The following is a 13,694-nucleotide window of genomic DNA, read 5'->3' on the forward strand; positions in this document are numbered from 1 at the left end:
GGCGAGGGAAAAGGGGGCCAGCATCGCAACCAGCCCCCCGAAAGCGCCCTGCAAACCACCTCAGGCGGAGGTCACTTCCCTTCGCCGCCGCGCCGCGACACCGACGAGCCCGAACCCTGTAATGAGCATCGCCCAGGTGCCGGGCTCTGGAATGGGAGCGCCAAAGGCACCGGGGCTCAGACTTTCGATCCAGCGGCGATGGAGCCACAGCGGTGCATAGCCCGTAAATTCCCCGAAGGTCGAGTTGAGGAAATCGTCGACGTCGCCGAACAAGGTCTTGAAGGTCATGCCGTAGGAGGTGACAGACACGATCCGGCCGTCAACGAATTGCGGGCCGCCCGAATCCCCACTGGCAGCACCGACTTCGCGCGCACCCCGGCCCGTGTCGCAATATTTGCCTGATGGCGCAAGGCCGAAGCCCAGCACCGCCACCTTGCACGAGGCATCGTTAACCGACGACCCGGACCGGTCGAAATCGGATAGCCAGCTGTGGCTGATCCGGCTTAGCGGCTCGCCAAGGATGAGCCGCCAGGCGCCCCCGAAATCGGGATCCCCCAGGCGGAAATCGAAACGGTTGTCGCCCTCACGCAAGCGGCCGAAGAGGAAGGTCGCGCCGAAGTCCCCACTGGGCCCTCGGTCGCCGAAGCCGGCGATGGTGAAATTGACCCCGGTCAGGTCACGCACCGCCGCCAGCTCGTAGCGGGTCGCCCAATCGGGCGCCATATCGGAAAGCCGGATGATGGCGACGTCATGATGGTCGATAACCGAGCCCGAATAGCCCGCTGCGACATGGATTGAGGCGCTGGAGCGGAGGGCGAAATCCGGGTTGGCGGGACTGTAATTGAGGTCATAAAAGGGGTCGCCCGGCCCCTTGTAGAAATAGACCTTGGCGACGTCGGCGTAAGGAACGCCGCCGCCGAAGCTGACGCAGTGGGCGGCTGTCAGGATCGATTGGCCGTCGGGCAGGAGGCTCCCTGAGCAATAGCCAATGCCGAGGCCCGGGAAATTGATCTCGAGGAAGGCAAGGCCATTCTTGTGCGGCCGCGAGGGCAGATAGATGGGATCGCCCCCAGCAGCCAGCGTGGCAGTCGAGGTCTGGCCTACGAGCAGGCTGCGCGCCTGCCAGGTGACCTGGCCAATTATGCCCGAGACCGTGCGCTCGAAAGGCGTGGCGGAAGAGACCGGTTTGCTGACAAATGCAAGTGCGGGACTGGCCATTATCGTCGCAAGGCCAGCCAAAAAGAGTGGACGCATGAGAACCCCCGTTCATGGACGATGACTGCGGAGCCGGAGCTCTCGCTGATTCGCCTTTTGCCACGGATCGGGCGTTTGGGGAAGGAACCAGGCTCAACCCAGAATGTCGCCGAAGCTCAGCTGGCCATCATAGAGGGCGCGCACGACAAGCTCGGTCCGGCTCGAGACTCCGAAGCGGGCCTTGGCCTGCTCCAGATATTTGTGGACGGTATCTGGCGCGAGACCGAGGATCTGGCCTGCCACCCAGTCGCTCTTGCCGCGTGCAGCGAGCACAACGCATTCGAGCTGGCGCCGCGTGAGCCGGGGCAGGGGAAGCTTGCCTCGGGCTGCAAGCCGCCGGGCCGCCTCGAAGCTAAAGCAGGCAAGATATTGTGCTGCCGGCAGGCTCTCGCGCGGCAGCTCGCGCTTGGTCGACAGCACGAATGAGCACAGTCCGCTTGCTTCGCCAGGAATGTGGATGGGAACGGTCCAGCCTTGGGCCAGCCCCTCCTGCTCTGCCTTCGCCATATAGGCTTCCTGTCTGGGCGTGAGCTCGAGAAGGTTGGGAAGATCGTCCCAGGCAAAGGGAGCAACGGTGCGCTGGCACGCCGCCAGCACCGGATCATCGGCCCAGAAGCTGCCAGTCCTCAGCAGCTCGATCCAGTCTTTCGGATAGTCGGACAGCTGCACCGCCACATTGTCAATGCGGAGCCCGTAGCGCTGCGTCATCGCGAAGTGGTCGAAGGCAAAGGCACGCGTCGCCGCCGACAACAGCTCGCCGACGTCTTCAAGGCGCCGCGCATGCTTCACATCAGACACGAACGCCTGCACGCGTTCGAAGGCCCGGACTTGCGTCGAAGTCACGCCTGCTGCCCGCCGGAGAAAGCCCGGCGACCACCCGGACAGCCGATCATGGCCAGTCCCCCGCCGTTGGCCTGGACCGCCGTCCACGATCCGGACCTCTGACTTCGACCCTTCTTGCCGCAATGATGTGGCGCGGTGGGCCGGATGTCAATATTCCAGAACCTGTGCGGCTTGCGGAGTTTTGTGGAACCTTGTCAGCTGCACACATCCGCGGCTTGGCAGCGGGCCTGGGCGCTTTGGGAGATGGCCATGGTTGCAACTGGAGAAAGGGCGTTGGGTCGGCTGGAGACTGCCGTTGTTGCCGGCGGCTGCTTCTGGTGCACCGAGGCGATCTTCCAGCGTGTGCGCGGAGTCCACGAGGTCACTTGCGGCTACACTGGCGGCCATGTCGAGCGCCCCAGCTACAAGGCAGTGTGCACTGGCACCACGGGTCATGCCGAGGCGGTTCGGATCCGCTTTGATCCGGACGTCATCGGCTATGCCGACCTGCTCGACATCTTCTTTGCAACGCACGATCCGACCCAGCTCAACCGCCAGGGCAATGATGTGGGACCCCAGTATCGCTCGGCAATCTTCCCCCAGTCCGCTTCGCAGGAGGCAGAGGCAAAGGCGGCCATCTCTCGTGCTCAGGCCGGCTTGCGCGTGCCGGTCGTCACAACCATCGAGCCGGCCGCACCCTTCTACGAGGCTGAAGCCGAGCATCATCGCTACTTTGACCGAGTCGGGGACCGGAACCCCTATTGCACTGCCGTCATCGCCCCCAAGGTCAGGAAGTTCCTGAGAACCCACGCCGACCGACTGAAAGACGAAGTCACTTCAGGCGGTGGCGGTTGAACCACTCGATCGGGGCCAGAATCGATTGCAGCCATTGTGAGGGGCGGCCCATGCCATGGTTTGCGTCGGGCAGTCGAATCATCATCGTTTCCACTCCCCGCTGCTTGAGTGCGCCGAACATCATCTCGGTCTGCGCGATCGGCGTGCGGAAATCCGCCTCGCCCGTGATGAGAAGGGTCGGCGTTATGATCTTGCCGGCAAGGAAGAAGGGGGAGCGCGCCCGATAGCGTTCAGGCTCGTCCCAGGGGGGTGCTCCCATCCATTGCTGCAGGAAGAAGGGGGAATTGTCCGCTGTTGTCACCTGGTTGGTCCAGTCGGTCACTGGGCGCAGTGCAACCGCAGCACGAAATTTGCCCGGCGCGCGGCCGATCGCGTTCAAGGTCAGCACGCCGCCGCCCGAGCCACCGCCGATGAAGAGATTGCGCGGGTCGGCGTAAGCGCGGGCGGCGACTGCATCCACCATGGCCATCAGGTCCTCGTGGTCAGCGCCGGGGTAGGAGCCAGTGATGAGGTTGGCGAATTCGCGGCCATACCCGATGCTCCCGCGCGGGTTGGTGAATAGCACAAGGTAGCCAGCGGCAGCGTAGAGCGCGTGCGTGACTGAGAAGATGGGCCCGTAGTCCGTATTGGGGCCACCGTGAATGTCGAGGATGAGGGGGTAGCGCTTGCGGCGATCGAAGCCGGGCGGGAACATGAGCCAGCCTTGGATCTCTCGACCGTCGGGCGCCTTGGCCCGCACCTCCTCGATAGCGCTGGCCCGTTTGCCTTCGGCCCAGCGGGCGTTGGGATCAAGCCTGCCAGTCTGCTCGCCGCCCTTCGAGACACCAAGTCCGGCGGGCCGGTCAGCGTGCGCGGTCGTCCAGGCGAAGGTCCCGGCCGCCGCTGAAAACTGCCCGCCGGCCGACGGGAGATAGAGCCGCGTGCCTCCGACCACCGGCACCTTGACCGTGACAGCGCCCGAGGCTGCGTCCACTTCGCCCACCCGGGTCACGCCCTCGTCATGGTAGAGGATGTGGAGGGCAGCTGAGTCCGCGCGCCAGAGCGGGGCTGCTGCAACCGGCCGGTCAAGCGATGGTGCAGCCTTGCGGATGGGGGCACCGGGTGCCAGCGGCATCAGCCAGACTTCCGGCATGGGATAGAAGTCCCGCGTCGCCTCAGCACCCAGAAAGGCGAGCGTCCGGCCGTCGGGCGAGACGGCAGGTGCGAACTCGCTTCCTGGCCGGCTGGTGAGCTGGACTGGTGCAGCCCCAGGGCGGCCGGCATCGAACCGCCACAGGTTGCTCTCGGTCGGCTCCTTGATCCGGTCGCTATTCCTTGAGGCGATGAGGAAGCGTCCGTCCGGGGTCCAAGCAAGGCCATTTGGGTCGACCATGTCTTCGGGCCCAGAGGTCAGTTGGGTCGTGGTGCCGGAGTCGAGATCGAGCACGAACAGGTGGAAGGCGCCCGGCTTCACTTCGCCGCCTGCATCTGTCCGCCAGAAGAGGTCGGTGACGAGCTTCGGTTCGGGAGCACGATCAGCGCCCTTTGCGCGCGGCGGCATGCCGACCAGGGCGGGGGCCTTGGCCGGCACCCGGCCGATGAAGGCGAGCCGCCGGCCATCGGGTGACCAGACAGGACCCATGGGTACGGTCTCGCCGCTCGTTGCCGGGCGCGCGACCGGGTCGGCCAGCGTGAGCACGAAGAGCTGCGCGCCTCCCATGTGCTGGCCGACAAAGGCGATTCGGCTGCCATCAGGCGTGAAGCTCGCCTCGCGCGGAGCAAGGCTTGCTGGCACCAGCAGCCGCTGGTCGATGATGGCACCGCTTGCATCGAGATGGGCCAGCCAAAGCTCGCCCTGGCGCCGGTCGCTACCCTCGTCGAAGCGCACCCGGGTGAACAGCACCCGCCGGCCGTCGGCAGCGAGAACCGGGTTCTCGATTTGCTGCAGCTGGTAGAGGTCGGCTGCCTCGAACGGCGTGCGCGCGGCAACAGGAACTGTGAGTGCAAGCAGCAGGGCGGCAAGACAGGCAAATTTCATGAGCTTCCCGTTCCTCTCGCGTTCCTGCTAGGCGGAGGCTTGAGGAGAGGCAAATGCGCATGTTCGAGGACTGGCGGGCGCGCTCGCCCTTCTATGACGACAGCCACGAAGCAGTCGCCCAATCGGTCCGGCGGTTCGTCGAGCGCGAGGTCGTGCCCTTTATCGACCAGTGGGAGCAGGACGGCGAACTCCCGCGCGAGTTGCACCAGAAGGCAGCTGCCGCCGGCATCCTCGGTCTTGGCTATCCGGAAGCCTATGGGGGCACCTCTGAAGGCTTCGACATCTTCCATAACCTCACCCAGTCTGAGGAGCTTGCCGCACCCGGCGCTGGTGGCCTTGGCGCCAGTCTCATGACTCACAGTATCGGCCTGCCGCCGATCCTCGCGCTCGGCTCGGAGGAATTGAAGCGCAGAGTGGCCCCTCCGGTGCTTGCCGGCGAGAAGATCATCGCCCTTGCCATTACCGAGCCTTCGGGCGGATCGGACGTTGCACAGCTGAAGACGCGCGCCGAACGACGCGGCAATCATTATGTTGTCAACGGCGCCAAGATGTTCATCACGTCGGGCATGCGCGCTGACTGGTTCACGGTTGCAGTGCGCACCGGCGGCCCGGGAATGGGCGGCATTTCGCTCATGCTTATCGAAGCGGACAGGCCCGGCGTTTCCCGCACGCGACTTGAGAAAATGGGCTGGCACTGTTCCGACACTGCGGCCCTCTATTTTGCAGATGTGGAGGTGCCGCCGGAGAATCTGATCGGCCCCGAGAACGGCGGCTTTCTTGGCATCATGCGCAACTTCAACGCGGAACGGCTCGGCATGGCCCATGGCTGCATGGCGATGGCGCGCGTCGCACTCGCCGAGGCGGTGGACTGGGCACAGACCCGCGAAACCTTCGGCAAGCCGCTCATCCAGCACCAGGCGATCCGGATCAAGCTTGCCGATCTCGTCCGCCAGGTGGAAGCAACCCAGGCCTGGGTCGATCTCCTCGCCGACCAGCACCGGAAGGGCATGGGCCAGCCGGCGAGCTACGCCATGCTGAAGGTGCAGGCGACCCGCAGCCTTGAGAATGTCGCCCGGGAAGCCGCACAGGTGCTCGGCGGCGCCAGCTATCTCCGGGGCAGCAAGGTGGAGCGAATCTATCGCGAGGTCAGGGTGAATGCGATCGGCGGCGGATCGGAGGAGATTATGCTCGATCTCGCCGGCCGCCAGCTCTTCAGCAGCACGCGCTAGCGCACCCCGAGCCAGCCGATGACGGCAAAGCCGCCAACGAGGAGAACCCCGAAGGCAGTCGTCAGAAGCGCGAAGTTGCGGTCAATGAACTCCTTCATCGGCGCACCGAACTTCCACAAGAGCACGGCCACCAGGAAGAAGCGCGCCGCCCGCGAGACAAGGCTGGCAAGGATGAGCACCGGCAGCGGCAGCGCGGTTGCGCCCGCCGCGATGGTGATGACCTTGAACGGCAAAGGTGTGAAGCCAGCCAGGAAGACGATGAGCGGGCCATGGGCGTTGAACTCCGCCGCCAACCGGTCGAATTTCGCCATCGCTCCATAGAATTCAAGGATCGGCCGGCCAACGGTCTCGAACAGGAACATGCCGATCGCATAGCCAAGGAGCGCGCCTGCGACCGAGGCGAGGGTGCACACGAGGGCATAGCGAAGCGCCTGCTCGGGCCGCGCCAGGCACATGGGGGCGAGCAGCGCATCGGGCGGGATGGGGAAGAAGCTCGCCTCCGCAAAGCTGACCGCAGCGAGCCACCGCTCGGCATGAGGATGGCTGCATCGGGAAAGGGTCCAGTCATAAAGCGAGCGGAGCATGGCGGCCGCCCCTAGCAGCGGCTGCGCACAGAGGCGAGCCGGTTCATGGTGTCCCGCCAGCCGCCGCGGCAGCACGGGCGAGCCGGTCGCGGATGGCAGCCCCCACCCCCCGGTCCGGAATGGGTGCAACGCCGATCCGCGCCTTGCCGCTCGCCTCAGCTCGGTGAAGCGCATCAAAGAGGGTGGCGGCTGCTTCGGTTACGTCGCCTGCTGGCGACAAGTTGAAGTCCCCCTCAATGGCGCCGAAGCCAAGCAAGAAGCGCCCCGGCGCTGGCTCGGTGACGTCGAGGTCGAGCGGCAGCCGCGGCGCATAATGGCGGAACGCCATGCCGGGGGCCTCGGGCGCCGCGGCCGCGTTGCCCGGCGCCTCCACCGCGACGCCGGCCGCCTCGGCGAGCGTTGCCGAATCGAGGCTGCCCGGCCGCAACAGCAGCAGCCGGCCCCGGTCCACCTTGAGCACGCTCGACTCGACGCCAAGACGGCAGGGCCCCGCATCGAGTACCAGCGGCACGTCGAGCGCATGCACATGTTCAGCGCGAGTCGGCGACAGCCGGCCCGAGACATTGGCCGACGGCGCCGCCACCCCGCGGCCGAGCCCGGCAATCACCGCCTGCATCACCGGATGGTCGGGCGCGCGCAATGCCACGGTCGCAAGGCCGGCCGTCACCGCGTCGGCAAGGGGCGCGTCGGCGCGCTTCGGCAGCACCAGCGTCAGCGGCCCCGGCCAGAAGCGGGTCATGAGCCGGGCTGCAAGCGGCGGGATCTCGGCGTAGAGTGCTGCCATCTCTTGGCCGGTGACGTGGACGATCAGGGGATTGGCCGCTGGCCGGCCCTTGGCCCGGAACACCCTCGCAACGGCTTCCGGGCTGGCAGCGTCAGCGGCAAGGCCATAGACCGTCTCGGTCGGCACCACGGCGATCCCGCCCCGCCCGAGATGGCGGACCACATCGGCGATGGCGTGCGCATCGGCCGCGCGCGGGGGTCTGGTCGTTGCCACCGGGGCGGCTATAGGCCGCGCACAGGCACGAGGGCAAAGGGGTGAGCATGGACTACCGGGCACCGATCGCCGAGCAGAAGTTCGTCCTCGAGACCGTCGCGGACCTGGCCGGCCTTGCCACCCTTCCCGGGTTCGAGGCAGCGACCTTTGATCTTGTCGATGCCGTGCTCGAGGAAGCGGGCAAGCTCGCGTCCGGCGTGTTCGCGCCGCTTAACAGCCTCGGCGATCGCGAGGGCGCAAGGATCGCCGCCGACGGGGCGGTCATACTTCCGGAGGGCTTCGCTGCGGCCTTCGCCGCCTACCGGGACGGCGGCTGGATCGGCCTCAACGCGGCCCCGGCATGGGGCGGACAGGGCCTACCCTTCGCGCTCGCCTGCGCCGTCCAGGAGCAGGTGACGGCGGCCAACATGGCCTTCTCGCTCTGCCCGATGCTGACCCTTGGCGCGATCGAGGCGCTGCAGGCCCACGCCAGCGAGGAGCAGAAGCAGCTCTACCTGAAGCCGCTTATCGAAGGCCGCTGGACCGGCACCATGAACCTGACCGAGCCGCAAGCCGGCTCCGATGTGGGCGCGCTCAAGACCACCGCCACCCCGGCACCTGACGGCAGCTGGCGCCTCAAGGGCAGCAAGATCTACATCACTTGGGGCGAGCATGACCTTGCCGACAACATCCTCCACTTGGTCCTCGCCCGCACACCCGGTGCCCCGCCCGGCACCAAGGGGATTTCGCTCTTCCTGGTGCCGAAGTTCCTGGTGAACCCGGATGGCAGCCTCGGGGCGCGCAACGATGTCCGCGCCGTTGCCCTTGAGCACAAGCTCGGGATCCATGCCTCTCCCACCTGCACCATGGCCTTCGGTGACCGGGACTCCTGCGTCGGATTCCTCATCGGCGAAGAGCAAGGTGGCATGCGAGCCATGTTCACCATGATGAACCACGCCCGCATCAATGTCGGCCTCCAGGGCATCGCCATTGCCTCGCGGGCCTTCCAGCATGCGCTCGCCCATGCAAAGGAGCGGGTGCAGTCGGCGAAGTTCGGCGCGGCCTCGCGTGCGCCAGTCCGCATCATCGAACATGCCGATGTCCGCCGGATGCTCATGACGGTGAAGGCGCTCTCGGAAGCAGCACGGGCCATCGCCTTCCTCAATGCCGCCGCCGTCGATCGCGCCCATGCCGAGCCTGATGCTGCCCGTCGTGCCGAAGCGCAGGGCCTCGCCGATCTCCTCACCCCCGTCACCAAGGCGTTTGCGACCGACATCGGGGTCGAAGCCTCGAGCCTCGCCCTCCAGGTCTTTGGCGGCATGGGCTATGTCGAGGAGACGGGGGCGGCCCAGCATTATCGCGACAGCCGGATCGCCCCCATCTACGAGGGCACCAATGGCATCCAGGCGCTCGATCTTGTCGGCCGCAAGCTCACCATGGACGGTGGCCGCCACTGGCGCGCCCTCCTCCAGCGCGAGCGCAGCTTCTTGCGCGACCTGCCCTCGTCCGGCGATCTCGGTGCGATGCGCCCCTATCTTGAGGACGCACTGGAAGCGCTCCAGACCGCGGCCGTGTGGCTCGTGGGCAATGAGGGCGACAAGCTTGCCGACACGGCAGCGGGGGCAACGCCTTTCTTGCGGATGTTCGGCCTCACGCTGGGCGGCACACTTCTCGCCCGCCAGGCAGTTGAGGCTGCGCGCCGACTAGAGAGGGGGGAAGGCGACCCGGTCTTCCTGCGTGCCAAGCTTGTGACCGCCCGCTTCTACGCCGAGCAGATCCTGCCCGCGGCCCCGGCCCTGCTCGGGCCCATCACCCGCGGCGCGGACATGCTCTACGCCGTCCCGGAGGAAGCGCTGGCGGCCTGACGGAAGAGCGGGCGCCGGCAGCAAAGGTCCTTGGCCGTCGCCTGCTTGGCGCTGCGGGCGGGAAAGGGTCAGGCACGCAAAGGCCCGTTCCCCAGCGTGGGACGGCCAGTCTCGCCTGGGCTGGCGGGAAGCCTCTCTGGGAATCGCCGCCGACGTTCCGCGTGGTCACTTGCGCCTGCGGGCGACGGGCCGTTCGCGCCGGGCAGGTGCGAGGGGGGTCTCATGTGGCAGAGGCAATGACCGAGGAGTCGCAAGCGGCGCAAGACTGCCCTGGCTTCGTGGCGCCATCAGCAGCAATCGGCTGCGACTCGCAAGACCAACGCCTTGGTTTTGCGGTTTTTGCGCTCTGGTCTTGGCGCACTCCTCGGGCAAGGGGAGAAGGCAGCTTCGGCGCCAAGACGCCTCGCGACTCCCTGCCCCGGTTCGCCGCAGAGCTGGAGGTTCGCGCGCTTAGGCGAATGCCGGCAGCTTGCCGGTCGCCCCGGGGTCGCCAATCGCCAGGAACGCTTCGTTGCGATAGCCTGGCTTGCCGTAGCGCAAGGGAGCGCCATCCGCACCGATCGTTATGCCCCCAGCCGCGCGCAACACCGCGTCGGCCGCAGCCGTGTCCCACTCCATCGTCGGGCCGAACCGCGGATAGGCATCCGCCGTTCCTTCCGCGAGCAGGCAGAACTTGATCGACGAACCCGCGCTTGCGCGGGTCGCCCCCTCCACCGCCTCGGCCCAGGCGCGGGTCTTTGCGTCGAGGTGGGAATGGCTCAGCACCAGCGCCGGCGCTGCGGGAAGCGTCCGGGTCCGGATAGCCCGCTGCCCTCCCTCCCGATCCGCTTGCCAGGCGCCCTCGCCCACGGCACCGCCCCACAGCCGTCCGCTCGGTGGGTGGAGCACCAGACCGAAGACCGGCACGCCCGCCACCACCAGCGCCAGGTTGACGGTATAGCCGTCGCGCCCGGCGATGAAGTCCCGCGTGCCGTCGAGCGGGTCGATGAGCCAGAAGCGGCCCGGGGGCGGCGGCAGGTGGCCCGCGCTCGCCGTCTCCTCGCCGACGATGACGGCATCGGGCTCCACGCCGCGTACGGCCGCCTCCAGGATCTGCTCGGCGGCCTCGTCAGCTTCCGTCACGGGGCTCGCATCCGCCTTGTCGCGCGGCGCAAGGCCGGCCGCCTTCAGGGCCTCGATCGTCTGCCCTGCGGTGCGCATGGCCGCTTCGAGGACTGCGCGAGCGTCCGCGCGGGGGGTTGCAGGTTGCGCCATCGCCGGGTCTATTGGCGGCAAAAGGGGAGGAGCGGAAGATGCGCGCCTTGCGGTTGCTATCGCTGCTGGTCGCTGGCCCGGCGCTGGCGCAGGGCACGCCGAAGGGCACCGAGGCCTTCCTGGCCTGTGCCCGCATCGCCGGGGATGCCGAGCGGCTTGCCTGCTATGATCGCACTGTTGCCGCGCTGTCGGCCGAGGGCAAGCGGCTTGCCGCCGAGCGCGCGGCTGCCGCCGAAGCCGCGGAGAAGGCGAGGGCGACCCGGGTCGAGAGCTTCGGTGCCCGCGGCGTCAGCCCGGCCCAGCGCGAGGAACGGATCGACCGGATCGAGGCAAGCATTGCGGAGACCTTCACCGATTCGCAACGGAAGCTCGTGTTTCTGCTCGACAATGGCCAGATGTGGCGGCAGACTGATGGCGTCTTCCTCGCGATCGTCAGGCCCGGCACGCCCGTCAGCGTCCGCCGCGCCACCATGGGCGGCTTCACGCTCCGGATCGAGAGCCTCAACCGCAGCGTGCCAGTGATGCGGGTCCGCTAGAAGCGCAGCACCACCTCGTCCGGTGCCGCCCGCGGCCGTTCTTCAAGCGGCTTTGTCGGGGTTCCGATGAAAACGAAGCCGGCGATCCGCCCGCCGGGAACGCCAAGCGCCTCGGCCATTCCGGGGAGATAGGCGGCCGGCCCGGTCAGCCAGTTGGCGGCAAAGCCCGCCGCATGGGCGGCCAGCATCAGGTGGGCGGTTGCAGCCCCGGCCGAAAGCTCCTGCTCCCAGGCTGGAATGTGGCAGTCCCGCACCAGACTGATGGTGGCAACGAGGGCCGGGGCCTGAAAGGCGAAGTCCCTGAGTGCCTGGAGTTCAAGGCGTCCGGCCTCTGGTCGCTCGGCCTGATAGAGGCGAAGGATCGTGTCAGCGAAGCGGACCCGGTCTTCGATGACCACGAACCGCCAGGGGGCAAGCTTGCCATGGTCTGGCACCCGCATCGCGGCCCGGAGTAGCGTGTCGAGCATTGCGGCATCAGGGCCGGGGGGTGCGAGATCGCGTGCCTTGCCCGACCGGCGGGTCAGGAGCAGGGCAAGCGGGTCGGAGCGGTCATTGAACATGGATGCTGCCCTGCCACGCCAGCGCTGATGCCGCCAGCCTGCTTGCGGTCACGGGTTCGCAGCCGCTCTGGGCAGGGCTAAGGGGGCAGCATGGACCTTGTCCCTCCTGAAATTCTCGTCACCGGAACTGCGCTCGAAGCCCCGGCTTTGCCCTTGGGCGAAATCCGGCTTGACGCTGCAGCGCTTGCGACTCCTGCGGGCCGTGTTGAGGCGGCGCTCGCTCGGGTGCCGGGTCTTTCCACCTTCCGCCGCGCATCCTCGGCAAGCGCAAGCCCCACGGCGCAAGGTGTCACCTTGCGCGCACTTGGAGGAAATGCGGCAAGCCGCGTGGTGCTCACGCTCGATGGCATCCCCCAGGCGGATCTCTTTGCCGGCTGGATTGCAACTGCAGCGCTTGACGCAGCCCCGCTCGCCGCGGCGCGCATAACTCGCGGCGGCGGCAGCGTCAGCGAAGGCCCCGGCGCCCTCACCGGCGCCATCGCGCTCGACTCCGGCCCACCTTCCACCTTTACGGCAGTGCGCGGCGGCAGTTTCGCAAGCCTTGATCTCGCGGGCGGTGCCGCCCTTCCTGTGGCCGGAGGCGGCGCCTTTGGGCTTGCTGGCCGGCTGCGCCGCAGCAACGGCTTCCTTCTTGTCGCGGCTGACCGCGCCGGCTCGGTCGATGTTCCGGCGCGCTCCCGCCAGTGGGGCTTGCGCGGCCGCGCCCTTGCATCGCTCGGCAGCGCGACCGAGCTCCAGGCAAGCCTTGCCGCCTTCGCCGACAGCCGTCTGCGCGGCCTCGAAGGCGCCGATACGCGCACCAGCGGAGGCGATCTTGGCCTGCGACTCGTCCACCGCGGCCCAATCCCCGCCGAAGTGCTGCTCTACGGCCAGCTCCGCGACTTCATGGCCAAAAATCTCGCTCTCAACTCGTCCCGGACGGTCGCCACCCTGACGCTCGACCAGTTCGCAACCCCAGCCTCGGGTGTGGGCGGGCGCATCGAAATCCGGCCGCTCCCGTTCCTGCGTGTCGGCGGCGACTGGCGCTTCGCCCAAGGCACGACACGGGAGCGTTTCCGTTTTGTTGCTGGAAGCCCCACCGCGTTCCGCACTGCGGGCGGAACGAGTGCAAGTGGCGGCGGCTTCGCCGAGCTTTCATGGGCGCCCATGCCAGGCCTCGAGCTTTCGGCGGGCGGCCGCGTCGACCGCTGGTCGCTCTCCGACGGCCGGCTGTTCGAGGGCGACCTTGTGACTGGAGCTGTCATCCGGAATGAGGCCGCCCCTGACCGCCGCGGCACCGAGCCGAGCTGGCGGGCTGGCGCCCGCTGGTCTGCGCCTTCCTCTCCGCTGGCGCTGCGGCTGGCCGGCTATTCGGGCTGGCGGCTGCCGACTCTCAACGAGCTCCACCGCCCCTTCCGGGCCGGCCAGGACGCAACTGCAGCCAACCCGCTTCTTCGTCCCGAGCGCCTGACCGGCGTGGAGGGAGGCATGGATCTCGGCCGGCCGGAGGGCCCCCGGCTTGCCGTCACCGGCTTCGCCAACCGGCTCGAGGGCGCAATCGCCAATGTGACTCGTGGCCGTGGCCCTGGCAACTTCCCTGGTGTGGGCTTCATCGGACCGGGAGGCGTCTTCCGCCAGAGACTGAACCTGCCAGCGATCGAGGCCAGCGGAGTGGAAGCGGACCTGAGCCTTGATCGCGGGCCCTTTCACCTCGAAGCTGGCGTTGCGTTCGTGGACGCAACCGTCGATGGCGGCGCCGTCGC

11 protein-coding genes and 1 pseudogene are annotated in these 13,694 nt (G+C 67.6%); 5 read left to right on the forward strand and 7 right to left on the reverse strand.

Going from position 1 to position 13,694, the window contains the following annotated elements; translation table 11 throughout:
* Nucleotides 1-60 precede the first annotated feature (60 nt).
* A pseudogene (locus tag ACWIQA_RS09055) lies at nt 61-156 on the reverse strand (PEPxxWA-CTERM sorting domain-containing protein); the annotation flags it as partial.
* 1,191 nt (nt 157-1,347) lie between these two features.
* Nucleotides 1,348-2,097: a helix-turn-helix transcriptional regulator gene (locus tag ACWIQA_RS09060; protein ID WP_448582748.1), complete on the reverse strand. Its 750-nt coding sequence runs from the start codon at nt 2,095-2,097 to the stop codon at nt 1,348-1,350.
* A 249-nt stretch (nt 2,098-2,346) separates the two neighbouring features.
* Between ACWIQA_RS09060 and msrA the strand changes: the two genes are divergently transcribed.
* Nucleotides 2,347-2,931 carry a peptide-methionine (S)-S-oxide reductase MsrA gene (msrA, locus tag ACWIQA_RS09065; RefSeq protein WP_448582749.1) on the forward strand — a complete coding sequence of 195 codons (585 nt, stop codon included), beginning with the start codon at nt 2,347-2,349 and terminating at the stop codon, nt 2,929-2,931.
* On the opposite strand, the gene ACWIQA_RS09070 is transcribed toward msrA, so the two are convergent.
* Nucleotides 2,909-4,948, reverse strand: a complete 2,040-nt coding sequence (locus tag ACWIQA_RS09070; protein WP_448582750.1) for a prolyl oligopeptidase family serine peptidase — start codon at nt 4,946-4,948, stop codon at nt 2,909-2,911. The two genes, msrA and ACWIQA_RS09070, sit on opposite strands and share 23 nt — an antisense overlap.
* 53 nt (nt 4,949-5,001) lie before the next feature.
* On the opposite strand from ACWIQA_RS09070, the gene ACWIQA_RS09075 reads away from it, so the two are divergent.
* On the forward strand, nt 5,002-6,177 hold the full coding sequence (locus ACWIQA_RS09075) for an acyl-CoA dehydrogenase family protein (protein WP_448582751.1): 1,176 nt from the start codon (nt 5,002-5,004) through the stop codon (nt 6,175-6,177).
* Here ACWIQA_RS09075 and ACWIQA_RS09080 read toward each other — a convergent pair.
* On the reverse strand, nt 6,174-6,761 hold the full coding sequence (locus tag ACWIQA_RS09080) for a YqaA family protein (RefSeq protein WP_448582752.1): 588 nt from the start codon (nt 6,759-6,761) through the stop codon (nt 6,174-6,176). The genes ACWIQA_RS09075 and ACWIQA_RS09080 overlap by 4 nt on opposite strands.
* 43 nt (nt 6,762-6,804) lie before the next feature.
* Nucleotides 6,805-7,758: an L-threonylcarbamoyladenylate synthase gene (locus ACWIQA_RS09085; protein ID WP_448582753.1), complete on the reverse strand. Its 954-nt coding sequence runs from the start codon at nt 7,756-7,758 to the stop codon at nt 6,805-6,807.
* Nucleotides 7,759-7,805: 47 nt separating this feature from the next.
* Here ACWIQA_RS09085 and ACWIQA_RS09090 point away from each other — a divergent pair, with 47 nt between their 5' ends.
* Nucleotides 7,806-9,602 carry an acyl-CoA dehydrogenase C-terminal domain-containing protein gene (locus tag ACWIQA_RS09090; protein WP_448582754.1) on the forward strand — a complete coding sequence of 599 codons (1,797 nt, stop codon included), beginning with the start codon at nt 7,806-7,808 and terminating at the stop codon, nt 9,600-9,602.
* Between the two features lie 450 nt (nt 9,603-10,052).
* Here ACWIQA_RS09090 and ACWIQA_RS09095 read toward each other — a convergent pair whose 3' ends face one another.
* Nucleotides 10,053-10,856 (reverse strand): 3'(2'),5'-bisphosphate nucleotidase CysQ family protein, encoded by an 804-nt coding sequence (locus ACWIQA_RS09095; RefSeq protein WP_448582755.1) that lies wholly within the window; start codon nt 10,854-10,856, stop codon nt 10,053-10,055.
* Between the two features lie 38 nt (nt 10,857-10,894).
* On the opposite strand from ACWIQA_RS09095, the gene ACWIQA_RS09100 reads away from it, so the two are divergent.
* Nucleotides 10,895-11,392, forward strand: a complete 498-nt coding sequence (locus ACWIQA_RS09100; protein WP_448582756.1) for a hypothetical protein — start codon at nt 10,895-10,897, stop codon at nt 11,390-11,392.
* Here ACWIQA_RS09100 and ACWIQA_RS09105 read toward each other — a convergent pair.
* On the reverse strand, nt 11,389-11,952 hold the full coding sequence (locus ACWIQA_RS09105) for a nitroreductase family protein (protein WP_448582757.1): 564 nt from the start codon (nt 11,950-11,952) through the stop codon (nt 11,389-11,391). The genes ACWIQA_RS09100 and ACWIQA_RS09105 overlap by 4 nt on opposite strands.
* 90 nt (nt 11,953-12,042) lie before the next feature.
* Between ACWIQA_RS09105 and ACWIQA_RS09110 the strand changes: the two genes are divergently transcribed.
* A partial coding sequence (locus ACWIQA_RS09110; protein ID WP_448582758.1) for a TonB-dependent receptor domain-containing protein occupies nt 12,043-13,694 on the forward strand: 1,652 nt, incomplete at its 3' end.

Source organism: Thermaurantiacus sp. (assembly GCF_053487655.1).